The 23223-nt window shown below is 37.3% G+C and carries 18 protein-coding genes; 7 read left to right on the top strand and 11 right to left on the bottom strand.

Annotated features, from left to right (window positions below; translation table 11 throughout):
- Positions 1-9 precede the first annotated feature (9 nt).
- The 5 genes from BXY75_RS09840 to BXY75_RS09820 form a co-directional block, all read right to left on the bottom strand.
- Positions 10-1791 (bottom strand): hypothetical protein, encoded by a 1782-nt coding sequence (locus BXY75_RS09840; protein WP_121907581.1) that lies wholly within the window; start codon positions 1789-1791, stop codon positions 10-12.
- 92 nt (positions 1792-1883) lie between these two features.
- Positions 1884-2798 carry a patatin-like phospholipase family protein gene (locus BXY75_RS09835; RefSeq protein WP_121907580.1) on the bottom strand — a complete coding sequence of 305 codons (915 nt, stop codon included), beginning with the start codon at positions 2796-2798 and terminating at the stop codon, positions 1884-1886.
- Between the two features lie 26 nt (positions 2799-2824).
- Positions 2825-4093 (bottom strand): T9SS type A sorting domain-containing protein, encoded by a 1269-nt coding sequence (locus BXY75_RS09830; protein WP_121907579.1) that lies wholly within the window; start codon positions 4091-4093, stop codon positions 2825-2827.
- Between the two features lie 61 nt (positions 4094-4154).
- Entirely contained in the window at positions 4155-6266 is a 2112-nt protein-coding gene (locus tag BXY75_RS09825) for a M1 family metallopeptidase (protein ID WP_121907578.1), read from the bottom strand.
- 67 nt (positions 6267-6333) lie between these two features.
- A complete protein-coding gene (locus tag BXY75_RS09820; protein WP_121907577.1) occupies positions 6334-7914 on the bottom strand; it encodes a T9SS type A sorting domain-containing protein in 1581 nt (526 codons plus the stop codon).
- A 107-nt stretch (positions 7915-8021) separates the two neighbouring features.
- On the opposite strand from BXY75_RS09820, the gene recG reads away from it, so the two are divergent.
- The 3 genes from recG (at position 8022) to BXY75_RS09805 (ending at position 13009) form a co-directional block, all read left to right on the top strand.
- The gene (gene recG / locus BXY75_RS09815) at positions 8022-10139 is read left to right on the top strand and encodes an ATP-dependent DNA helicase RecG (protein WP_121907576.1); all 2118 of its coding nucleotides are present in this window, start codon (positions 8022-8024) and stop codon (positions 10137-10139) included.
- Positions 10140-10286: 147 nt separating this feature from the next.
- Positions 10287-11453, top strand: a complete 1167-nt coding sequence (locus BXY75_RS09810) for a M28 family peptidase (protein WP_121907575.1) — start codon at positions 10287-10289, stop codon at positions 11451-11453.
- A 191-nt stretch (positions 11454-11644) separates the two neighbouring features.
- Positions 11645-13009 carry an aldehyde dehydrogenase gene (locus BXY75_RS09805; protein WP_121907574.1) on the top strand — a complete coding sequence of 455 codons (1365 nt, stop codon included), beginning with the start codon at positions 11645-11647 and terminating at the stop codon, positions 13007-13009.
- Positions 13010-13068: 59 nt separating this feature from the next.
- On the opposite strand, the gene BXY75_RS09800 is transcribed toward BXY75_RS09805, so the two are convergent.
- Entirely contained in the window at positions 13069-14292 is a 1224-nt protein-coding gene (locus tag BXY75_RS09800) for a lactonase family protein (protein WP_121907573.1), read from the bottom strand.
- 202 nt (positions 14293-14494) lie between these two features.
- Between BXY75_RS09800 and BXY75_RS09790 the strand changes: the two genes are divergently transcribed.
- On the top strand, positions 14495-14854 hold the full coding sequence (locus BXY75_RS09790; protein ID WP_121907571.1) for a hypothetical protein: 360 nt from the start codon (positions 14495-14497) through the stop codon (positions 14852-14854).
- On the opposite strand, the gene BXY75_RS09785 is transcribed toward BXY75_RS09790, so the two are convergent.
- From BXY75_RS09785 to BXY75_RS09775, 3 genes are all read right to left on the bottom strand, one after another.
- On the bottom strand, positions 14851-16074 hold the full coding sequence (locus BXY75_RS09785; RefSeq protein ID WP_121907570.1) for a TlpA disulfide reductase family protein: 1224 nt from the start codon (positions 16072-16074) through the stop codon (positions 14851-14853). The genes BXY75_RS09790 and BXY75_RS09785 overlap by 4 nt on opposite strands.
- Before the next feature lie 88 nt (positions 16075-16162).
- On the bottom strand, positions 16163-16975 hold the full coding sequence (locus tag BXY75_RS09780; RefSeq protein WP_121907569.1) for a V-type ATP synthase subunit I domain-containing protein: 813 nt from the start codon (positions 16973-16975) through the stop codon (positions 16163-16165).
- A gap of 10 nt (positions 16976-16985) precedes the next feature.
- Positions 16986-17189 (bottom strand): hypothetical protein, encoded by a 204-nt coding sequence (locus BXY75_RS09775; RefSeq protein WP_121907568.1) that lies wholly within the window; start codon positions 17187-17189, stop codon positions 16986-16988.
- A gap of 104 nt (positions 17190-17293) precedes the next feature.
- Between BXY75_RS09775 and pheT the strand changes: the two genes are divergently transcribed.
- The gene (gene pheT, locus BXY75_RS09770) at positions 17294-19720 is read left to right on the top strand and encodes a phenylalanine--tRNA ligase subunit beta (RefSeq protein WP_121907567.1); all 2427 of its coding nucleotides are present in this window, start codon (positions 17294-17296) and stop codon (positions 19718-19720) included.
- Positions 19721-19772: 52 nt separating this feature from the next.
- Here the strand turns inward: pheT and BXY75_RS09765 are convergent, their stop codons facing one another.
- On the bottom strand, positions 19773-20354 hold the full coding sequence (locus BXY75_RS09765) for a fasciclin domain-containing protein (protein WP_121907566.1): 582 nt from the start codon (positions 20352-20354) through the stop codon (positions 19773-19775).
- 151 nt (positions 20355-20505) lie between these two features.
- Here BXY75_RS09765 and BXY75_RS09760 point away from each other — a divergent pair, with 151 nt between their 5' ends.
- Positions 20506-21222 (top strand): hypothetical protein, encoded by a 717-nt coding sequence (locus tag BXY75_RS09760; protein ID WP_121907565.1) that lies wholly within the window; start codon positions 20506-20508, stop codon positions 21220-21222.
- A gap of 42 nt (positions 21223-21264) precedes the next feature.
- A complete protein-coding gene (locus BXY75_RS09755; protein WP_121907564.1) occupies positions 21265-21507 on the top strand; it encodes a DUF2007 domain-containing protein in 243 nt (80 codons plus the stop codon).
- 11 nt (positions 21508-21518) lie between these two features.
- Here the strand turns inward: BXY75_RS09755 and BXY75_RS09750 are convergent, their stop codons facing one another.
- The gene (locus BXY75_RS09750) at positions 21519-23144 is read right to left on the bottom strand and encodes an ABC-F family ATP-binding cassette domain-containing protein (RefSeq protein WP_121907563.1); all 1626 of its coding nucleotides are present in this window, start codon (positions 23142-23144) and stop codon (positions 21519-21521) included.
- Positions 23145-23223 lie beyond the last annotated feature (79 nt).

The raw sequence follows: 23223 nt of genomic DNA, 5'->3' as shown, positions 1-23223 counted from the left end.
TTAATCTTATTAAAAATCACGGATTACATGTAAACTTCCGCTTACTGTTTCTAGTGTATTTGTACTGTAATCGGTGTATGTACCACTAAAAGTAAGATCTACATATCCCCCAACAGGACCATAAGCGTTTAACTGAAAAGTGATATTTACCGGTAAGCCAGTGTCAATGTCAAGCACTTCTTGAAGGTTCATTTCCATTGGACCAGCGTAACCATGTGTATAGGTTCCTAAAGTTGCATCTGAGCTTCCAAGATAGAAAAAGTCTCCCCCAACTTGCGAGTACACTGAAAATCCTGTTCCATACTGCTCCACGTTTATATTCGACACGAATACTTTTTGCGGATTTCCTGCAATCGTGTATTCAATATATTCTGTAACCGCATTACAGGCAGTTATAGTTCCCAAATTAGTTACCGGTGATGTAAAAGTATAATTAACTATACCGCTGGATTGCAAATTGCTAGTATCTACAGCCTCTACCGTAAAGACATTGCTAGCAGGACAGCTTATTAAGTTCACATTGAATGTTCCACTTGTTACATTTTCGAAAAAAGTAGATCCTCCATATTCCAGAATTACATAACCATTCGTTACCGGAACATTAGTACATTCATTAAAATTACCAATTACTTGCTCTGAAGTAGAACTTCCCGGTGGCACTATAATAGGTCCGTATGTCGTAGCAGCCGCAAAAGGTCCCATGGATGTTGAAAACACTGGGTTTCCACATAAATCCTTCACTTCAATTGTCATCACTACACCTGAAGCAACTTTTCCACATACTTGTCCGTTTTGATCTGTAATACCTGTACTCGAATAAGGAGTTGTTGGTGTCGAGATTAAAACAACAGTATTAGAAAGTGGATTTCCATTATTGTCTAAAACAGTCGTACAAAAATCAACTACAGGAAATGGAGCATCACAATTCCAGAATGAAAAGTGAGTAACCTCACCAACATACATATTACCTTGTAATTGGGCAGTTCCATCCTCGATCCAATATCCTTTATCTTCATTAAAGCTCCAAAGCGGGATAGTAGACGGTGCTACTCCCATAAGATTTGCATCTAAAGGAAACTTTAGTTCGGCTGGATTATTTGGGTCGATATTTAATTCGTTACCGCCCAAATCTCTCAATTCTACAGAGATCATTCCGTAGGTTTCTAAATAAGCTTCATCACCATTTTCATCTTCTGCAAATAACATACCAGGCATCACATCGAAAATACTAGAAGCAGCAGGGTCTAAATAATTAAGAATTACTTTTACAGTACCGTTGTATGGATTGCCATTTTCATCGATATATGCTCCCGGGAGATTCACAGAAGTTCCATTTCCAAGGCTCACTGTTTCTGGAGTTCCACTGGAAACTGTCGCAGTAACATCTGCTGTAAGTAACATTATTTTTACACGATTCGTACCATCGGTTGGATGAACAGCTCTACCACCGCTCACATATCCTTGTTTAGATACTTTTAAATAAGCAAAACGCTCTTTTACAGAGGCATTTTCAATGAAGAAAATTCCGTTTTCATCTGTTGCAACATTTTGAGCTCCTATTTTTACTGTAGCTCCTTGCAAACCGTCACCATTTTCATCTACTACTTGTCCGAAGAAATCACGGCTTATTGTACTACCAAAATTCTGTTCAAGATTTCCCGAATTATCGCCAGGATCATCATCCCCCATTTGGATTCCATCATCATGACCAAAATCATCTGCTTTAGAGCATGATGTTATAAAAAAATTAAAGGCTAATAAAGCCACGAATAAAAGTCTAAGAGTTTTCATAATCAAAAGTTTTAATGTTTATATACTTCTATATCAAAACACAAACACTTTTGTTACCCTCTTATCTTTTTTTTATAATGGTTAGAAAGGTTTTATTGAACATCATCCTTTATTTCATTGAGCTCAATATTTTTAAGTTTAGCATAATTAAAACCACTTTCCCACCAATCTGTCATTAGCTTTTTATCAAAAATAAGCGAGTTGGTGGTAAGCACAGTTGGCGTATAGTACAAATTTATAATCGCGTCTTGGTTTCCCGCAACAAACTTCCCGATTCTAATATTTTGTTTTTCAACTCTATCGAGCATAAAACTGTGCATATTGGTTAAAAGGGAAAACACATTTTTAGAGGGTAGCTTATTGTAATAAGTTACCTCTGTTTCAAGAATAATAACATCCACCGTGGTGGCTCCTCTATTTATAGCTTCTTCAATTGGCACCATACTCCCAAAACCGCCGTCCGCATACTCACAACCGTTTTTTTTAACCAGACTCATAAAGGGGATATAGTTACATGAGATCCAAATCCAATCACAAAAATCGTTGTAATCGAAGTCGTTAATTGATTTATACTCCACCTGATTCAAAGAAAGATTTGAAACGGTTACAACAACGTCTCTTTTAGTGGCTTTCAGTTGTTCGAAGTCTTTTTCGCTTATCGTATTTTTTATCAGTTTCTTAAGGTTTAAGCTCTCCCCAAATGTCTTGCTGCCTCGTATAAAATTCCGAAGAACAGCTAAATGATCAATGCCAATTTCCTTGCCACCGTATTTCATCTTTTTAACTACGAAAGGGCAAATGTTAAAAATACTAAACTGATTTACCGAAGTGTAGATTTCCCTAATCACATCAATTTTATCCATAGCAAGATGTGATATCAAAAGACTTCCAGTCGAAGTCCCTACAAAAATATCATATTTGATATGCATTTCATCAATGAGATATTGGGCTACACCTCCTGCAAATGCGCCCTTACTTCCACCTCCCGAAATCACCAATGCTCTCATTAATTTGCTGTACTTGAGTTATGAGCTTATTTTTTTATAAACTTCATGGTCTGAAGTCTTTTGCCTTCTTGTGATATAACTAGAAAGTAAATTCCGGAATTCAACTGACTTATATCCAGAATTAGCTCATTTTGTTGGATATCTTTTTGATTGGATAGCACTTCTTTCCCAAGAATTGAAAGGATAGTCCATGATATATTCTCCTTACTAAATGTTGGAAAATGAACATTCAATTTTTCATTTGAAGGGTTAGGATATATAAAGGCAGCTTCAGACAATAGATTATCTTCTATGCCGAGGGTAACAGAAATCGTTTGTACCGTCTGCGATGAATTTCCGCAAAAACCAGCCGTTAATGTTACCTCATAGCTTCCTTCTTGGGCATAGGTATGTGACGGGTTTTCTTCTATCGAATTATTACCATCACCAAATTCCCAAAAATAATAGGTCGTGTTTTGAGATGTGTTGTTGAAAGAGTATTCCAAATTCCCATGGTTTGTAGCTTCAAAAGATGCAACTGGATCGTAAGCGCCAATAAACCATTCAGACATATTTTCAAAGACAACTGTTTTAACAGCATTTTTAAGAATGGTGGCATCTGAAATTGACAAACCTGAATTGAAAGTAACTAAAGTGGGATCTTTTCGGAATATAGCCGTATAAAATGTTATCGCACCAATATAACTTCCCGCTAAGTAAGGATGGCTTTCGTCGGGAAAATATAATTCAATTTCAGGGTGATGCTCCCTCACATATCTCCAAACCGCACCGACAGGAGATACTTCGGCTTCATAATTTTCAGCCATTATCATATAACGCTGTCTAAGCAAGTCGTCCATCCCCTCATAGGTACAGACAGGAGGCCATGTATCACAATAGGTTGCATCTCCGTTTTTTCGACCCCAGGTCATATAAAACAAGGTTTCTCCACAAGGATTATATGCTTCAATAAGATTGTTAAGTTGATTTGCATAGGGATATACATAGGTCGCAACAAAAGTTTCATCTAGCGCAGGCCTTTGACTCTGTTCTTGTAAAACAACATAATCCCAGTCGCCTTGCATAATCTTGTCACGGGTAGCAGCGAAACTAGCGTGATATTCGAATGTAGAACCTCCAGGTACACTTTTATCAAAAATTATTTCATCTCCTGTAGATAAAGCAGATTCAGATAACATATAAGGGATGTTATTGTAATATGTATAACTATTGCCTATAAAAAGAACTCTTTTAGTTTCCTGACCGTAAGAGAATAAAACCGTAAAAAAAACGAATAACAATATCGAAGTACGCATAAATTAAGGTTTATTATTACTTAAATATACAGTTATTTCGGCTATAGTTTTCATATTGCAATTAAAAGCCTAGCTCTTTGAGATATAAAACTTCGCGTTTGGAAAAACCCGATGAAAGGTTTTCGATAAGATTCCTGTATTCTTCTTTCTTGATAACTTCTTTCAATAAATTTCTAGCATAACTTTTAAATCGCCAGTTATGGTGAACCGTAGCATTCATTAGATTCTTTAGGACGTCTTCATCATATAATTCAAGTTCAGCGACATATTCAAAAGCATTTTGACGGACCTCAAAACTGAAATCTGATGACGTATAAGACCTCAATTCTTTGACATATTCCGTTTTTTGGTCAGTTTCGTAATTTGGATCTATTAAAGCCAGAACCAACCACAATTCCCGTACATTTTTATTCTGAAAACCAACCATCTCCCGCATTTTGTCTAAATACCGTTCACGATTTTCCGGAAAGCTGACCCAAAGTGCATACAATGCTGCCTCCATAGTAACGTAAGAAGCGTCGTCCAACAATGATTCGTACTCCTTTTGTAATTCCTTCGGAACGGTTTGTAATGTTAACGCGATGGCTTGACGTACATATAAATTATTGCTTTCAAAACCTAGTTTATACAAAGGAATGGTTTCTGACATAGGTTCATCCAACAATTGATAAATCGCCTCCTGCCCCATATAATCGTTAGGAAAAGTAAGCGCCGTTTTCAGCTGAAAATTTTTATCTGCCAGAGGCAATGTCTTTAACGCTGCAACTTCGAAGTATTTTTCAATAAAAGGAAGCTTCATTAACGAAGTATAGGCCTGTTCGGCTTTAAAAGCAGCTTGTAGCAGCCAATCGGTTTCAAATTGTTTAAGATCTTTTCCTGAAGCGGCTCGCGCTTCGGTTAAAAAATCTTCAGTTTTTACATTTTTGAAACTATATTTTTGTAAATAATTTTTAACGGCTTGTCGAAAAGCTTCCTCACCAATTTCTTCTTTTAAAATGTGTAGTGCCCAGGCACCTTTTTCATAAAAAGTGAGGGAACTCGCCTTAGGATTTAGTAATGCCTCCCCTTTTCCTTCATCGCTCATAGCCTTTAATTGCTCAGCCGATTGGAACAACTTCCAATAATAGTATTCTTCCCCAAAAAGTTCTTTTTCTGCCAATAATGCATAATAAGTAGCAAAACCCTCCTGCAACCAGTGATGAGTTCCTTCAGTTTCGGTGACAAGATTCCCAAACCATTGATGCGCCAGTTCGTGAGCATTGACATTCACATAATTGCGATCGTTATAACCTATATTGTCTACCAAAAATGCTTCTGAAAATAAGGTGAGCGTCGTATTTTCCATACCTGCATACAAAAAATCCCGAACGGGTACCTGTTTGTAATTCTGCCATGGATATGACACACCTATTTCATTTTCCAAAAAATCGAAAATCTCCTTGGTAAAGCGATAGGTAGGCTCGAACTGTACAGAATCTTCCGGGTTAAAATACATTTCTAGGGCTATTCCAGATTCGGATGATCTCTGTTCTTTACTAAAATTACCAATTGCAAAGGCCGCCAAATAGCTTGACATTGGTTGTTTCATATCGTATTTCCAGAACTTTTTTCCTTTGACTTCAATTACAGATTCTAATTGTCCATTTGCAATTGCGGTCTTTTCCGAAGGTGAAATGATAGTAAGATCAAACTCTAGCTTATCATTCATATCATCAATGCTCGGCAACCAATGTGAAGTATATTTTCCTTGTCCTTGAGTCCAAATCTGATCGCCCGTAAAATATACAGTTTGCTTCGGAAAGGCCTCGTATACAAAAGATGCATGATATTCTCGCCCGGCTTCAAAAGTATCGACCAGCCAGATCTTGTTTTCATCACTCTTTACGCGAACACCCTCGAGCGCAACATCAATTATTTTCATCTTATGTGCGTCGAGATAAACCGAATCTGTAGCTTTTAGTATTTTAAAGGTGTATTGAACGTTTCCTCTAATTTTTTCTTCGGAAGCATCCGGTTCTACAGTAGCTGTTACCTTCAGAAAATCAACGACCTCCGTTTGCTGGGCATTTCCGAAGTGAAAAGCAAACAAACATATTAACAGTAGTATTCTATCTGGTAGCGCACTTTTCCGAAGTGAACGAACTAAAACACAAAACAATTTAATCTGAAGCATAAAAACAAAAAAGGTTATTTCTGAATATCAAAAATAACCTTTTTTAAACTGTGTAAAGTTTCAATTCTTATTCAATCACAATACGTTTTACACCTGTACCTCGATTGTTTTGAATATTTACAAAGTAAATCCCTTTAGCCACATTGCTAAGATCGAAGGTATTCGCATTTAAATCTGTTACAGAATCAAAATAATAGGACTTAACAAATTTCCCGTCTATGGTGTGGATAGACAATTTAGTATTCGTTTCGGCGAATGAAGTTTGAACTCTAAACACTCCTTCAGAAGGATTTGGATAGACATGTACATCATAAATTTCGCTGTTATCAACAGAATGAACGCCTAATACATCTCCATAGAAAATGGGCGTATTACTTTTATTTATAATATGCGTATCTACGTAATAGATAGGATTATATCCATCATTACAATCCGGGCAGGTAGTTCCGGAAATACAGTTCGGATTATTTGGATGGCAATTATCGACATATGAAGGATGGAAACGATAATCCAGTTCGAAACTAGCGCCAATCTGAGCATTTAAATCGTAATTGTAAGGCTGGGAAATCGCACCTGGACACCAGCCTGCACGGCTATACTGCCAAGTTCCTTGTTGTCCGGTACAATTATCCGGATTGGGGTTACAATCGGTAAAAAGATGCTGTGAAAATGTCTCTGAACCATCGATATCTATAAAATGCATAGCATTAAAAAACTCTGCAGCATTTGAAGTGTTATTAGCTCCCCATCCATGTCCTGTATTGAGAATACGTAAATGAGATTCCTCCACAGCCGTTGGAATAGTAGCTGTAAAAGTTTCAACAGGTTGTAAATTTGCCGGGTCTCCAAAGCTATAGCCTGCATCCCAAACCTCAACGACATTACTATAATCATAATCGGGTGCGCCTGCTAAATATTCCATGTCCAAAGTCAATTGCCAGCCACCGGTTCCCCAGGTATCGATAAATACTCGCAATTCGACTTCTCCTTGCAACAATGACATATAATCTGTTAGGTCTAATTCATGACTACATGCTACCCCATAAGGTGTTATATAACGAATAAGCTGAATCCAATTCCCGTCTGGACCTTTTACGTCGATATGTGCCCAACGATCCCAGTCGTCGCAACCGCCTGTTATACTCGGGCATTCAACTTCTAAAAAAGAATTAATAGTACTGTAGGCTCCTACAAACTGTGGAAAAGTATAGGTTCCATAATACCATCGACTATTCACACCGTTAAACTCTATCACAACGTCCTGAAGACTTGTAACTGTTTGAGAAGCTGCCGAATTTACAACATTAACATTTCTAGTAATAGTCGTTTCATCCCCACTGTTAGCCACTGCAGTTATATTTATTTCGTGGTTTCCGAATGAATCCGGAGTCCACAAATAATAATAAAAATCGGTGCCTGCTTCTGCTGTGAAAGTATCTCCATTAATGGTAACATTTACCTCCTGCATGGTGTCCGGTAATTCAACCGTAGCATTTATATAAATCGGATATGCCTTCAAAGAAGTCATTGCGATTGGGTAAGCTTCAGTTAGTCTTGTACTAACTTCCGGAGCTGTGAGCGTTGTAAGTTCCGAAGCCATAAGTTGCAAGCTGATAAGCAAAACAAACAGAAAGTATATTTTTTTCATAGTATTAATGTTTAAATTAGCTGATTAATGTAACAAATATATCATTTAAAACAGTTTAGGCAATTCAGGATGAACAATTCCTACAGTCTACTGTTCCAGACATTTTTATGAGCTCCACTTTCCTGCAAACGCCCATCGATTATCTAAAAGGAGTTGGTCCTAACAGGGCATCTCTTTTAAAGAAGGAGTTGGAAATACACACATTTCAGGATTTATTAAATCTTTTTCCCAATCGATATCTCGACAGAACTCAATATTATAAAATTGGTAGTTTGTTGCAAACTAGTTCCGAAGTACAAATAATTGGGAAAATCACTCATATTAAAACGATTGATCAAAAAAGAGGGAAACGCCTGGTTGCTACTTTTGTTGACGAAACCGGAAAAATGGAACTGGTTTGGTTTAGAGGTCAGAAATGGATCCGTGAAAATCTAAAAATAAATGTTCCCTATGTCATCTTCGGAAAGACAAATTGGTTCAATGGCACTTTTTCGATGCCTCATCCGGAAATGGAATTGTTAGATGCACACGAAAAAAGTATTCGATCTGCGATGCAACCAGTGTATCCATCGACCGAGAAATTATCGAATAGTGGCATCACAAATCGGGTGGTAAATGGACTCATGCAACAGCTCTTTCTGGAGGCCAAAAAAGGCTTCTCAGAGAGCCTCCCAAAACCGCTATTGGAACAGCTAAAATTAGTCTCAAAAAACGAGGCACTTTTGAATGTTCATTTTCCTAAAAGTCAGCAGCTTTTAGCAAGGGCTCAATACCGTTTAAAGTTTGAAGAATTATTCTATATTCAACTGCAATTAGTACGGAAGAATCTGGTCCATAAATCAAAAATAAAGGGGTATCCCTTCGAAAAAATAGGGGAGAACTTTAACAGCTTTTACAATGATCATTTACCCTTCGAATTAACGAACGCACAAAAGCGAGTCATCAAGGAAATTAGGAATGATCTTGGCAGTAACGCACAGATGAATCGTTTGCTGCAAGGTGACGTGGGAAGTGGAAAGACCATAGTGGCGTTACTATCAATGTTAATAGCACTTGACAACGGATTTCAAGCTTGTTTAATGGCTCCGACTGAAATTTTGTCAGTCCAACACTACAACAGCTTAGTTGAATTATGTAATGAACTCAAACTCAGTATTTCACTATTAACAGGTTCAACTAAAACTTCAAAAAGACGAAAAATTCATGAAAATCTTGAAAATGGCTCCTTAAACATACTAATTGGCACACACGCACTGCTCGAAGATAAGGTAAAATTTTCAAATTTAGGCCTTGCAATTATAGATGAACAACATCGTTTTGGGGTAGCGCAAAGAAGCAAATTATGGCACAAAAATGAGTTCCCCCCACATGTCTTGGTGATGACCGCTACCCCTATTCCACGTACCCTCGCAATGAGCGTTTATGGCGACCTGGATATTAGTGTTATTGATGAACTTCCTCCGGGTAGAAAAGACATCAAAACAGTGCATCGATTTGACTCGAATCGGCTCAAGGTTTTTAGGTTTATTAGAGACGAAATTTCGAAGGGTAGACAGGTCTATATTGTGTACCCATTAATACAGGAAAGTGAAGTCTTAGATTACAAAGATTTAATGGATGGCTATGAAAGTATTGTGCGGGAATTTCCACCCGACGGACCTGAGCCAACTTATCAGATTTCAATTGTTCACGGTAAGATGAAACCGGCCGATAAGGAATACGAAATGAATCGTTTTATTAAAGGAGAAACTCAAATTATGGTTGCGACTACAGTTATTGAGGTAGGCGTAAATGTTCCGAACGCAAGTGTTATGATTGTTGAAAGTGCCGAACGCTTCGGATTATCGCAGCTGCACCAACTTCGTGGCCGTGTTGGAAGAGGTGCAGAACAAAGCTATTGCATCTTAATGACGAGTCATAAACTTTCGGCAGATGCAAAAACACGCCTTGAAACTATGACGCGAACCAGCGATGGATTTGAAATTGCGGAAGTAGATCTTAAGCTCCGAGGCCCGGGAGACCTTATGGGAACACAACAGAGTGGCGTTTTAAACCTACGAATTGCAGACATTATAAAAGATTCAGAAATATTGAAAATCGCCAGAAGCTATGCTATTCAGGTGTTAAAAGCCGATCCTAACCTCGCTTCTGAAGAAAATATACCTGTAAAAAGAACATTTGCACAATTAACAAAGTATAGGAATATCTGGAATTATATATCGTAATGTTTTTATAAATTTCGCCTCTGACACGGGTGTTACCGAATTGCTGTGCAACGAACTAGACATTAATTGAGTGGTGATTTATCACATCATTCCAAGAAATTCAATCATAACCAAAAAAATCACTATTTTCACCGAAATTAAAATTCAATGAGATCCAATTTTCAATTTGCTGCGATTCTTTTTCTAATTGTTAATGTAAGCACTTATGCCCAAGTGTTTAATCCATTCTATGATGATTTAGTACAGACTGTTTCATATTCGAACATTCAGTCAGATTTAATCACTTTTACAGGCTTTGGTGTAAAGGAACCGGGAACTACGGCAATTAGTAACGCACAGGATTGGATTGTTACTCGTTATTTGGATCTCGGCTATACCGATATTGAAGAGCAACCCTTTAATGTTGGAGGACAAACAACCAGTAATATTATAATCACAAAGACCGGAAGCGTCTATCCAAATACGTTTTTAATAATAGACGGACATTACGACACCGTTAATGGTGTTGGCGCCAATGATAATGGAAGCGGAACAGCGCTATTGTTGGAGTTAGCCAGAATTTTACAAAATGTAGATACCGAATATTCTATTAAGTTTATTCACTTTAGTGGTGAAGAAGCTGGTTTAATTGGAAGTGAATACTATGTAAATACTGTGGTAATTCCTCAAAATTTAGATATCAAACTAGTCTTTAACATCGACCAGGTTGGTGGTGTGAATGGCCTGAATAATGATACAATTATTTGTGAAAGAGATGAAAGCAACTCCCCTAGCTCAAACAATGCAGCATCCGCTCAGGCTACGACCGAATTAGCGAACTGTATTGGATTGTACTCTGATTTACTTACAGAAATTTCATTCGCCTACGGGTCCGATTACGTCCCTTTTGAAGACAATGGAGAGATTATCACCGGTTTGTATGAAGAAAAAGAATCGCCTTATACTCACTCTCCTAACGATGTGATTAGTAATATGGATATCTCTTATTTGCATCAAGTGGTGAAAGGATCGATGGGAGCAGCCTTGCATTTTGCTGTTGGCGTGGGTCTTTTAAATTCTGAGGAACACTTATTATCTGCAAACATCGAAATGTTCCCCAACCCAACAGACGATATTATCCATGTGAATTTTAAATCCGATTTAACTGAAGCATCCGTACTAACTATAATTGACGCTCAAGGAAAGCTTATTAAAAGCGTGTCTCTAACTACACAATCCAATACTATTAGTCTCGGTCATCTAAGCAAGGGTATTTATCTTGCAACATTAATGTACCAAAATCAAAAAGTCACTAAAAAGATTGTGATTGAATAACAATGTGTAATTCATTGATTTTAATAACTATTGCGGTGATTATGTGTTTTGTATTTCTCATCGAACTGTTTTAACTGAAAAAAGAAAATTTTCCTTAACAAAAGTTAATTGATAGATTAAAAGTGGCGAGATTCTTTATATTTAGATTTAAGTATTAATCTAATGGATATAAAAGTCTCAAACACCCAATAATGCTCGATATAATTCAAGAACAGCGCGATTTTTTTAACACCAACGAAAGTAAAAACACAGATTTCAGAATTGCCAATTTAAAAAAGCTGAAGCAATTACTTAAAGACAATGAAGATGCGCTCTATGATGCTATTTATAAAGACTTCGGAAAATCACGCTTTGAAACTTATCTCTCAGAACTGATATTAACCTATCAAGAGATTAACACCTTTATTAAACATCTGAAACAATGGAGTCGCAGAGAAAGTGTTCCAACTAATCTTGCTAATTTTCCTTCGAGAAGTTACATTATTCCCGAGCCACTTGGAAGCGTTTTAGTAATTGGAGCATGGAACTACCCTTACTATTTATCATTAGTTCCTGCAATCTCTGCCTTGGCTGCCGGCAATACCGTTATTTTAAAACCAAGTGAACTTCCCAATGAGTCTGCTTCGGTTATGGCTAAAATTATCAATGAGAACTTTCCGAAATCTTATTTTCATGTACTTGAAGGCGGTGTGGAGCAAACTACTGAACTCTTAAAGCATAAATTCGACAAGATCTTTTTCACCGGAAGCAGTCAAGTAGGTAAAATAATCTACAAAGCCGCTGCCGAACATCTCACTCCTGTAACACTCGAACTTGGCGGAAAAAGCCCTACTATAGTACTGGCAGATTGCAATATAAAAATGACCGCCAAGAGAATTGTTTGGGCAAAATATTTAAATGCCGGACAAACCTGTGTAGCCCCTGATTATATTCTGGTTGAAAAATCCATTGAGAACGAGTTCCTTTCCGAAGTAAAAAAAGAAATAACCGAAAATTATCCGATGAGGAATGATATTTCCGATAATTATCTTAGAATTATTAACGATAAGAATTTCGACCGACTGAAAAGCTTATTGGATACTGATAAAATCTTCCTTGGCGGTGAAACGAACGCTAAAAACAGATTTATAAGCCCTACGGTATTAAAAGACGTCACTTTTAGCGACAAGGTAATGGAAGAAGAGATTTTTGGGCCTATACTACCGGTTATTTCATTCACAGACCTAGATGTAGCGATAAGACAGATAAAGCAAATGTCCAAGCCACTTTCCTTTTACGTTTTTACAAAGAATAAAAAGAAAATAAACAAATTATTTAAGGAGGTTTCGTTTGGAGGCGGAGCTGTCAACGATGCGATAATGCATCTTACCAATGGGGAATTACCTTTTGGAGGTGTTGGATTAAGCGGTATGGGGAATTATCATGGTGAGGCTGGATTTAAGTCGTTTTCGCATTATAAAAGTGTTTTACACAAGTCATCTTGGTTTGAAGCACCCATAAAATACACACCATATTCTAAATGGAAAATGAAAATTCTTAAATTATTATTGGAGTAAAACAACCGTTTTAGAGATATGGATCTCCAAAACGATTGTCTAATATTTTTTTTATCATTCTAACGAGTTACCAATCCACTGGCTCTATCTGGTAAGCCAAGATCTAAATCAATTTGAGTAAGCTGTCCATTAGCTCCTATACTATAAGATACAATACCATCACTGCCACCGGACAATACATACAAATATCTTGATCTGCGATCTAATGCTGCATCTAATGGTCCCGCTTCAGTAGGAGTTGCAATTCCGTTATTGGACAGGCTTAATTGATCTCCAAAATCAACTTTGATAGAAGAAATGTCTCCGCCTCCTGTATTAGTTGCAAATAAATCTCTTCCATTGCGCGTAGCCACTACCCAACAAGCAGCCGAACCGTTTGTTGCAAATGGACCCGACACCAATGAAACATTCCCGGAATTATCCACTTTGTAGGCAGAAACTGTACTTGCATTTGCTGCACCACCGGCTGCTTCAGAAACATAAAATACATCTCTTCTTCCAAAAGAAAAACCGAAAGGAGTAACACCTGCAGATGCAAAAGTATTGATACTTCCGGGGCTTCCGTCGGGATTCACATTGTAGGATGAGATTGTATTTGTTGCCTTTTCGGTCACGACTAATGCCTTTCCGAAGCCACTAAAACCAATTTGAGCTGGTCCTGAAGCATTGGTACTTAGTGGACGGGTGGAATTAGAAATCGCAGTGAGCTGTCCTTGAAGATTGAAGCCAAATCCGGAAATATTGCCATCGCCACCTGCGTTTAGAACATAAATTAAATTTCTACTGGTTGTTACACTGATAGGCGTTTCACCTCCAGACGAGATACTATCCAATAAAACAAGATCCCCATTACTTTGTACATAGAAACAGCTAAAATCATTGCTACCCGGATTCACAGTAAACAATAACCGTCCGGAAGCGGACAATGCCAAAGCACCTTGATTTCCTAAGCCCGTATCAGTTCCGGTGCCACCAGTACTATAACGACCACTTTCGGCAATTGAACCATCCGCAAAGGAATTAAAAACAATAACCTCATTTCCTCCTGCTCCATTACTAATGGTATAAACGTTTCCTACGTGATTAAGATTGTTAGTACCCTGATTGGCGTTTAATCCTAAGACCTCGAAAAGCACATTTTCGTCTGTAATAAGCGATTTGTTAATTATAGGTGTCTCTAACGAAACGACATTTTGTTCCTCGGGTACAAGTTCATCATTTGAACACGAAAAGGCAATTAAGCTAAATGCCATTCCGACAATTGCAATTTTAAAATTTTTCATATTTGTAAGGTTTTAAATTAAAACTCAAAGTAATAAACCATAACATTATCAATATGTTAGCTACCTGACATTTAGCTTCAAACCAGGTTAATATTTCGTTAAATAAATGATAATATCTGCCGTTTTCCACTTTGGGGTGTGGCATATTTTTAAAAACGCTTAACTTTAATCCACCCAATATGATATTATAAACAAATTGGAAATGACACATTTTAAAGAGATTGAGACCACTAATAAATACAACACACTTTTTGTTTACTCCGGAATTTCTTCCGAAGAACTTGCAATAAAAGTGGACGAATTGCTCACAAACCAAGGCTACAAATTGGAAAGTGGTAGTATGGGTGATGGGGTTTATTTTAAAGGCGATAAAACAATGCGTATACTTTTCGGAGCCTTTGTGAAATACTTTAAAATACGCTTTGTCGTCGCAAAACGAGCCGACAATAACTGCAGTTTAGATATGAGGGATGCTACTCCGGAACTTTCTGGAGGTCTTATGGGGATTAGACAGGCTAAAAAAGAAATGGAACGGTTAACTCAAGTAATGCAAAGCCTTTAAGGCGTAGATTGTTCATCTATTAGTTTGTCGACAAATGCCTCGAAATCAGCAACAAATTCATCGTATTTTTCTTCTGTTGCTGGTCCGTTGAACCCTGTATGAATTCTTCTCACTGCTCCACTCCTATCAATAAAAATTGTCGTTGGATACGAAAGTATATGGTTGAGCATTGGTAATTTCTTATTGGCAATTTTTTTATCGCTAGTTCCAAACTGCGCCAATAACACAGGATAAGGAACTCCTACTTCATCAACAAGCTTATTTATTGAAGCTATAGCCTTTTCTTTGGTTGGAGCATACTCGAAAGCTAAAGCGACAATTTCCAGATCTTCCCTTTTTTCACCTTCATAGAATTTAGACAAGAATTTTGTCTCATCCAGGCAATTAGGACACCAGGTTCCCATAATCTGAACGATTACAATTTTGTTTTTAAAGCGTTCATCATCGAGCGATACTACGGCACCCTCCACATCTGGGAACGAAAACTCGATACGATCAGAACCTTCTTTAAGATAAGTTAATGAATCCGGCTCCGGGAGTTCGTAAGCGTTATTCCTTTTTGCGATAAAATTTTCTTTAAAATGGTTCCCACTATAAAATTGCCCTTGTATCACGCTATCTTTCACAATGGCTTCGAATAAAAAGGCATGCGCTCCATCGAAGGTGGACATTTTCAAGGTATCTGCCACAAGAACTCCATCCAGATATCGGTAATCGCCGGTGGTCGTTCTAATTGTTCCTGTAACCTTATTTCCAACTTGCTTAAATATACCCTTTGCTATGTATTTGTTTGCTTCGGAATTAGGACTGAATACAGCTTCCCAATTTCCGGTAATCTCTGAATCAGGTGCCACGGGGTAAGGAAATCTAGGATCTTTGGTGCGCTTCATCAGAAATGGAACTATCCGATTTAGACTAGGTTTCACGAAATCTCCATAGATACTATCTTTAGAAAACACTCCTTTAAAAAAACCTTCGTAAACAGGCATTTCAATAAAAATAGAATCCCCCACTATACTTACATCATTGACAACAATCTCTTCTTCAGCATTTTTTATAATCAAGGAGTTGTCTGCATTATATTGAAATAAAAAAGGAATTTCCTTTCCTTCATTTAATTGCAACACTGCTCTCCAATTGCCTTCCTTTGGGGTGTTAATTTCTTTTTGGCAGGAAAGTAGAAATATCGTGATTAAGAACAGATAAAAACTTCGTAGCATAAATTAATTTGATATTGTTAAGATGACACAATGAGATAAAAAAAAGGCGCTATAAAACGAACGCCTTTCCAACAACTTATTTTAATAATTAATTTTTTACGTCCATATCAGACACCTGATTACTGTAAACATCCAATTTCTTCTTACTATCTTCAACATTATTCTCGTAGTCGTTCAATCTTTTTTCAGCATTAGCAATTCTTGTTTTATACATGCTAACCTGCTCTGGAGTTATTGAACCGGCATCAATTCTTGCCTGAAGCCCCTTTTTTGCAGCTGCGATTTGTGTTTTACTTCGTTCGATATAAGCCCCGCGATCACTAAGTTCTTCTTTTTTCACCTTTATTAGCTCTTTCGCATCAGCAGTCTTTTCGACTCTATATTCTTGCCATTTTAAATCGGCCGGAACTTCTTTCTTCACTTTATCATTTGCGTTCTTTTTAATCTTTGCCGTCTCAGAGGAAGCATTTTCTTTAAGTTCTTTTCGCTTGTCCTCAGAAGCTTCAATAACCTCATGTCCCGCATTGTTCTTTTGATCTTTAATCGCCTCTTTCACTGTAGATTTTACATTTTTCTTACCGGCTTGCATTTGTTTGATCTCGTTTTCCAGTGCAGCCTTCTCTTTTGGATCAGTTGTGTTTTTAATTTTCATTTTAAGATGATCGATCTCATTTTCTATCCCACTTACTTGATGCTTAGCATCAGATTTTTGTTGCTTTGCTGCCGCTTCGATTTCTTTAAGCTCCTCCTTAGTCTGTTCTTTTTTTACCTTTGTTTTGTTTGTAAGTACCTCACGTGTGTCTTGAGTCTTTCTATCAGCATCATTTTGACTATTAACTACAAAACTACCCATCATAAGCAGTACAAATAATGCGTAAACATTCTTTTTTATATTTTTCATAATCTAATTTTTAAATACTATCCAGTTCTTTTAAGGCTTCTTCTAACTCTTTCTCTTCCGCTTCCAGATTATCCGAAATTTCTTCTACTTCGGTTTCCATAGTTTCAATCTTCTCGACTACGGCCTGAGATTCTGCATCTTCTTTCTTTGTATCTCTGCAAGAGACCATGCCCAGCAGTAATACCACAATACTTAGTTTAAAAATTACTTTCATTAGTTACGGTTTAGTTTAACAATATTTAAAATTACAAATTATAACCCAATGTTTGAATGCTAACTTCAATATTTTATCTTTGTATCCTTAAATTTCAATGGTAAATGAAGATTTCATACAACTGGCTCAAGCAATTTACAAATCTGGATTGGGAAGCTGCAAAAACGGGGGAATTGCTTACAGATCTAGGGCTTGAAATCGAAGGAATTGAATCATTCTCTTCGGTAAAAGGCGGATTAAAAGGAATCGTAGTTGGTCATGTTCTTGAATGTGTAAAACACCCGAACGCTGACAAATTAAAATTGACCTTGGTTGATGTTGGTTATGAGGCTCCCCTTCAAATTGTTTGCGGTGCTCCCAATGTCACCAAAGGGCAAAAAGTACCGGTTGCTATTATTGGAACCACTCTTTATGACGCCGATGGAAATCCTTGGGTAATCAAAAAAGGTAAAATTAGAGGCGAAGTAAGTGAAGGAATGATTTGTGCCGAAGATGAACTTGGATTAGGAAACAGTCACGACGGAATTATGGTTCTTGATGAAGATCTTAAACCGGGAACGGCAGTTTCAGAAATACTTGAGGTAGAAAATGATGAAGTTTTCGAGATCGGACTTACGCCAAATCGTGCTGATGCTATGAGTCATTGGGGTGTTGCAAGAGATCTGAGAGCGGGATTAATTCAGAATAACCTTTCTATAGAGCTAATCACTCCTTCAACAAGTAATTTTAAAATAGAAAATAGAACGCTTAAGATAGATGTAAACGTTGAAAACAGCACGCTAGCACCTCGCTACTGCGGAGTCACTATTAGTGGAATGAAGGTGGCAGAATCACCCAAATGGTTGCAGAACCGACTTAAAGCAATTGGCTTAGCACCGATCAATAATGTGGTTGATTGTACAAATTATGTGCTTCATGGACTTGGACAACCTCTTCATGCTTTTGACGCAGTAAAAATTTCCGGAAATACAATAAATGTAAAAACACTTCCAACAGGCACTAAATTTGTCACTTTAGACGGAGTTGAACGAGAACTGCACGAAGAAGATTTAATGATTTGTGATGACGAGAAGCCTATGTGTATTGCAGGCGTTTTTGGCGGATTAAACAGCGGAGTTTCTGAAGCCACCACCAGTATATTTCTGGAAAGCGCCTATTTTAATCCAATAAGCATTAGAAAAACAGCAAAAAGACATGCCTTAAACACTGATGCCTCTTTTCGTTTTGAACGAGGTATCGACCCAAATATTACTGAATATGCGCTTCTACATGCGGCTATACTTATCACACAACTTACAGGAGGTATTATTACCAGCGAGGTAACCGACAAGTATCCTAAAAAAATTGAAGACCATCAGGTATTTTTAAATTTCGATCAGGCCGACTCATTGATTGGAGAAGAAATTCCGAGGGAAAAAATTAAACAAATACTTACTTCCCTTGAGATTAAAATTAACAATGTAACCGAATCGGGCATTGGAATGACCATTCCTGCCTACCGAAATGATGTAACTCGTGAAGCCGACGTGATCGAAGAAGTTCTTCGGGTTTATGGGTATAACAATATTAAATTCACAGAGAAATTAAACGCTTCGATTGCAGCTACTAAGAAAATTGAAGACTATCAGGTGCAGGGGAAAATCGGCTCACAACTTGCTGCGCTGGGCTTTCATGAGATGCTGTGTAACTCGCTTACATCACCAAAACACATTTCTTTAACGGAATCTTTGAAAGACGAACACAATGTAGTAATGCTCAATCCATTGAGTCAGGATCTTTCTGTAATGCGCCAATCCATGCTGTTCGGGGCACTTGAAGCTTTATCGTATAATACGAACCGACGTATGTCTAATGTAAAGCTTTTTGAATTCGGAAAGACTTACCACAACTATTCACAAGGAAGGGACGAAAAGAAACATTTGTCATTGCTTATCTCTGGGGACAAAACACCCGAAACCTGGACTCATGGTCAGGATAAAAGTGGTTTTTTCTTCGGAAAAGGAATCGTCTCCGCTATTTTAGATCGCCTTGGAATTGTAAACTATTCTGAAAAAGTTACCAAAAGCGACCTATTATCTGAAGGTCTTGCCTTTGTAAAAGATAAAAAGACTTTGCTCGACTTCGGAATTGTAAAAAAGGGAATCGCTAAGAAATTCGATATTACAGCCGAAACTCTCTATGCCGATTTTAATTGGGATTTAATATTGGAGGAACTTACTGCCGAAAACAAGCAGTTTCAACCCATCTCGAAATTTCCAAAGGTAAAACGTGATTTTGCATTATTACTTGATGATACCGTTAGTTTTGAAGCACTGCAATTGGCGGCACTTCAAACGGAACAAAAGGTGTTAAAGGATGTGAACTTATTCGATGTCTATACTGGAAATAAACTTCCGAAGGGCAAAAAATCATACGCTATGAGTTTTACCCTGCAAGATGAAAACAAAACCCTTACCGATAAACAAATCGACAAAATCATGGGAAAACTTCAAAAAAGATTTGAAAGTGATTTTGGTGCAAGTTTAAGATAGTCGAAAGATATTTAACTTATCTAATCTAAGTAAAATCCACAAAGATTTTTAGCTATTTGGAAGTACTTGCAGTATATACCAAACCATCAACGATGTGAAAGAATCCGTTCTTATGATAGAAGTCTGTGGCTTTTAAGGTAGCCATATTATTTTCAGAATCGAAAAGTACGATATCACCTTTTACTATTTTTGCTCCTAAAAGCTCTCCGCTTAAGGTACTAAAATGGGCTAAGCCATTGTTTTTTTCGATGGCTTTTTTAATAGAATGACTGTCTAATCGACCCGGTACTGCGAATAATTTCATCGTAGCTTCTAAAGTCTTTTTATCTGCTAACAATGCTTTTCGTTCTTTTTTTGAAAGCTTCAGAAATGCTTCGTCTAAAGGAAGGAATACCGTTACCATCTCTTTATTTCCGAGAGCAGTTGTAATTGCAGTATCGTTCAGAATTTCATTCAGAATAGAAAAAGAAGGAACCTCAGCAATATTTTCTTTAATTGTTAAATTGGAGGAAAACGCAGCGCCTTCCCAAGAAGTTTTAACCTCAGAATTAGATTTTGAAGCATATTTCTGAGCCGATACAGTCCCTGAAATTGTAGTTATAAGTAAGATTAAAAAGAGTTCCTTTATTTTCATGAGTTCCAATTTGAATGGCAAAAGTAAGTAATTAGCAAAATATATACCACAGTTAACACAACGCAAGTTCAAACCATTAAATTGGGTATAATTATGTTAAATTGTTGTTTTGGAATATTTCCGTGTGTAACTTTAATTCAAAATTCGAGCTATGTTTGAGAAAACAGATATAGAGTTGGTATTACGTAGAAAACGCGCGAGACGACTCTCGGGAAAATCGGTGCTTCATGAAGTGGAAAATATTCTTTCTCAAAATGAAGTGGAACGCGAGGCCATAAGGGCTCAATTGGCTTCAAAAGATGTCAATTCTAAAAATCTTTTTGACAGTAAAATTCTTGATTCCGATAGGATTTTTCATGTAGACGACATAAAAACCATGTGTTTTGATTACAGACTTCGGTTCCTGGATTCTCGTTTTTTTAAGGCAGAATATCCGGAAGAAGCTATTTCAGAAATACGAAGGCTGGAAAATGTGCATGGCATTAAGTTACAAAACTTAAAAGTGATGGCTCCGGCAAAACTTCTAAAACTTGAAAATGCCGATGACCCTCTATTGTTTGCACCAATGGGCGATGATTTTTATTATTTAATTCACAAATGGGGAAATGATTTACATCCGTTTAGAAAACTTATGATGTGGCCCTACAAAAGCTTTGAGAATCTGGTTTTTACTATATTTATAGTAAGTATTTTACTTACCATAATTACTCCCATTAGTTTATTTTCTAGTGCTCCTTCGACACAGGAATATCTATTACTGTTTCTATTTGTTTTTAAAGGAGTGGGTGGTACCGTGTTGTTTTACGGCTTCGCAAAAGGAAAGAATTTCAACACCGCAATATGGGATAGTAAATTTTATAATGCTTAGAATCGATTACAAATAAATAAATTGTTATAAAAAATTAAAAACATGAGTAAAAATCTTGAAGAAACCACCCGAATATACACAGGTCCTGCGATGCTAGCCAACGGACTTAAAGCCAGACTGAACGAATTAGGCATTAGTCCGATTGAACGAAACGACAATGCCAGCAGTATTCAGGCCGGATTCACCATAGGAGTTCCCGGGCAGATAATGCTTTATATCCGAAAAGATGAATTGATTAAAGCCCAATCAATTATAGATGAATATCTTAAAGAGATTGGCGAATAGCACTTCGACAACTATGCGTTTACCGAATACATTTTATCGCGTAATTCCTTAATTTTCTTATCGTTCATATAATCGTCGAAGGTCGAATAGCGATCAATTACACCGTTTGGTGTTAACTCAATCACCCTGTTCGCAAGGGTTTGCGCGAATTCGTGATCATGTGTTGTAAACAAAACAGTCCCTTTAAAATTCTTTAGTGAGTTGTTAAAAGCAGTAATGGATTCCAAATCCAGGTGATTAGTTGGTTCATCGAGCATTAAAACATTTGCTCTCATCATCATCATTCGGCTAAGCATACAACGCACTTTTTCTCCTCCTGATAGTACATTACATTTTTTAAGTGCTTCTTCTCCACTAAAGATCATTTTTCCGAGGAAACCACGAATATGTACTTCCTCGCGTTCTTCTTCCGTCTTCGCCCATTGACGTAGCCAGTCGACCAAGGTATTGTCATTTTCGAAAAAACTATGATTATCCAAAGGCAAGTAACTTTGGTTAGTAGTAATTCCCCAATCGAAAGTTCCACTATCTGCCTTTAGGTTGTTATTGAGAATCTCATAAAAAGCAGTAGCAGCTCTCGGATCTCTAGAATAAATCACCACTTTATCACCTTTTACCAGATTGATATCCACCTTTCTAAACAGTGCCTCACCGTCTATAGATGCTGATAAATTCTCGATATTTAAAATCTGATCACCCGCCTCACGTTCACGTTCAAAAATAATGGCCGGATAACGTCGACTGGAAGGTCTGATATCTGAAACATTTAGTTTTTCGATCATTTTCTTTCTACTTGTAGCCTGTTTCGATTTGGCAACGTTGGCAGAGAAACGTCTGATAAACTCTTCCAGTTCTTTCTTCTTCTCTTCAGCCTTTTTATTTTGTTGTGCTCTTTGACGCGCAGCTAATTGGCTACTCTCATACCAGAACGTATAGTTACCACTATAATGATTTATTTTACTAAAATCGATATCCGAAATATGTGTACAAACCGAATCTAAAAAGTGACGGTCATGCGATACTACGATCACACATTTGTCATAATTTGCAAGGAAATGCTCAAGCCAAGAGATTGTTTCATAATCCAGGTCGTTGGTAGGCTCATCCATAACAAGAACGTCAGGATTTCCAAACAATGCCTGTGCTAAAAGTACACGTACTTTTTGTGTCCCATCCAGATCACTCATCATTGTGAAATGAAGGCTTGAATCTATTCCTAGATTAGAAAGTAAGGCAGCAGCTTCACTATCAGCATTCCAACCATTCATTTCTTCAAAGACAACCTGAAGCTCCCCTATTTTTTCAGCATTCTCATCTGTGTAATCTGCATAAAGTGCATCGATCTCCGTTTTAATGGCGAAAAGCTCTTTGTTACCTCTTACTACAGTTTCCAATACCATGAATTCATCACAGGCATTGTGATTTTGTTCTAAAACGGACATCCTTTTTCCAGGCTCCAAGTGAACATGACCCGAGGTGGGATCCTGCTTTCCAGAAATGATCTTTAGAAATGTAGATTTTCCGGCACCATTTGCGCCGATAATTCCGTAGCAATTTCCCTCAACGAATTGTGTATTTACTTCGTCGAACAAAATACGTTTACCAAACTGAACCGATAAATTAGAAACTGAAAGCATATGCTAAATTTGTGTTTTTATTAAATTTGGCGCAAAAATAGCCATTTAAGCGGGATTGAAGAAACATTAACTTTTTAAA

The sequence above is a fragment of the Ulvibacter antarcticus genome (assembly GCF_003688405.1).
Classification (GTDB): Bacteria; Bacteroidota; Bacteroidia; order Flavobacteriales; family Flavobacteriaceae; genus Ulvibacter; species Ulvibacter antarcticus.
Note: the sequence above shows the minus strand (reverse complement) of the source record. Positions and strands in the feature narration are given on the sequence as shown.

Excerpts from the sequence above, each read along its gene's own strand:
- BXY75_RS09840 (WP_121907581.1), bottom strand. The coding sequence starts at position 1,791 with ATGAAAACTCTTAGACTTTTATTCGTGGCTTTATTAGCCTTTAATTTT.
- BXY75_RS09835 (WP_121907580.1), bottom strand. The coding sequence starts at position 2,798 with ATGAGAGCATTGGTGATTTCGGGAGGTGGAAGTAAGGGCGCATTTGCA.
- BXY75_RS09830 (WP_121907579.1), bottom strand. The coding sequence starts at position 4,093 with ATGCGTACTTCGATATTGTTATTCGTTTTTTTTACGGTTTTATTCTCT.
- BXY75_RS09825 (WP_121907578.1), bottom strand. The coding sequence starts at position 6,266 with ATGCTTCAGATTAAATTGTTTTGTGTTTTAGTTCGTTCACTTCGGAAA.
- BXY75_RS09820 (WP_121907577.1), bottom strand. The coding sequence starts at position 7,914 with ATGAAAAAAATATACTTTCTGTTTGTTTTGCTTATCAGCTTGCAACTT.
- recG (WP_121907576.1), top strand. The coding sequence starts at position 8,022 with ATGAGCTCCACTTTCCTGCAAACGCCCATCGATTATCTAAAAGGAGTT.
- BXY75_RS09810 (WP_121907575.1), top strand. The coding sequence starts at position 10,287 with ATGAGATCCAATTTTCAATTTGCTGCGATTCTTTTTCTAATTGTTAAT.
- BXY75_RS09805 (WP_121907574.1), top strand. The coding sequence starts at position 11,645 with ATGCTCGATATAATTCAAGAACAGCGCGATTTTTTTAACACCAACGAA.
- BXY75_RS09800 (WP_121907573.1), bottom strand. The coding sequence starts at position 14,292 with ATGAAAAATTTTAAAATTGCAATTGTCGGAATGGCATTTAGCTTAATT.
- BXY75_RS09790 (WP_121907571.1), top strand. The coding sequence starts at position 14,495 with ATGACACATTTTAAAGAGATTGAGACCACTAATAAATACAACACACTT.
- BXY75_RS09785 (WP_121907570.1), bottom strand. The coding sequence starts at position 16,074 with ATGCTACGAAGTTTTTATCTGTTCTTAATCACGATATTTCTACTTTCC.
- BXY75_RS09780 (WP_121907569.1), bottom strand. The coding sequence starts at position 16,975 with ATGAAAAATATAAAAAAGAATGTTTACGCATTATTTGTACTGCTTATG.
- BXY75_RS09775 (WP_121907568.1), bottom strand. The coding sequence starts at position 17,189 with ATGAAAGTAATTTTTAAACTAAGTATTGTGGTATTACTGCTGGGCATG.
- pheT (WP_121907567.1), top strand. The coding sequence starts at position 17,294 with ATGAAGATTTCATACAACTGGCTCAAGCAATTTACAAATCTGGATTGG.
- BXY75_RS09765 (WP_121907566.1), bottom strand. The coding sequence starts at position 20,354 with ATGAAAATAAAGGAACTCTTTTTAATCTTACTTATAACTACAATTTCA.
- BXY75_RS09760 (WP_121907565.1), top strand. The coding sequence starts at position 20,506 with ATGTTTGAGAAAACAGATATAGAGTTGGTATTACGTAGAAAACGCGCG.
- BXY75_RS09755 (WP_121907564.1), top strand. The coding sequence starts at position 21,265 with ATGAGTAAAAATCTTGAAGAAACCACCCGAATATACACAGGTCCTGCG.
- BXY75_RS09750 (WP_121907563.1), bottom strand. The coding sequence starts at position 23,144 with ATGCTTTCAGTTTCTAATTTATCGGTTCAGTTTGGTAAACGTATTTTG.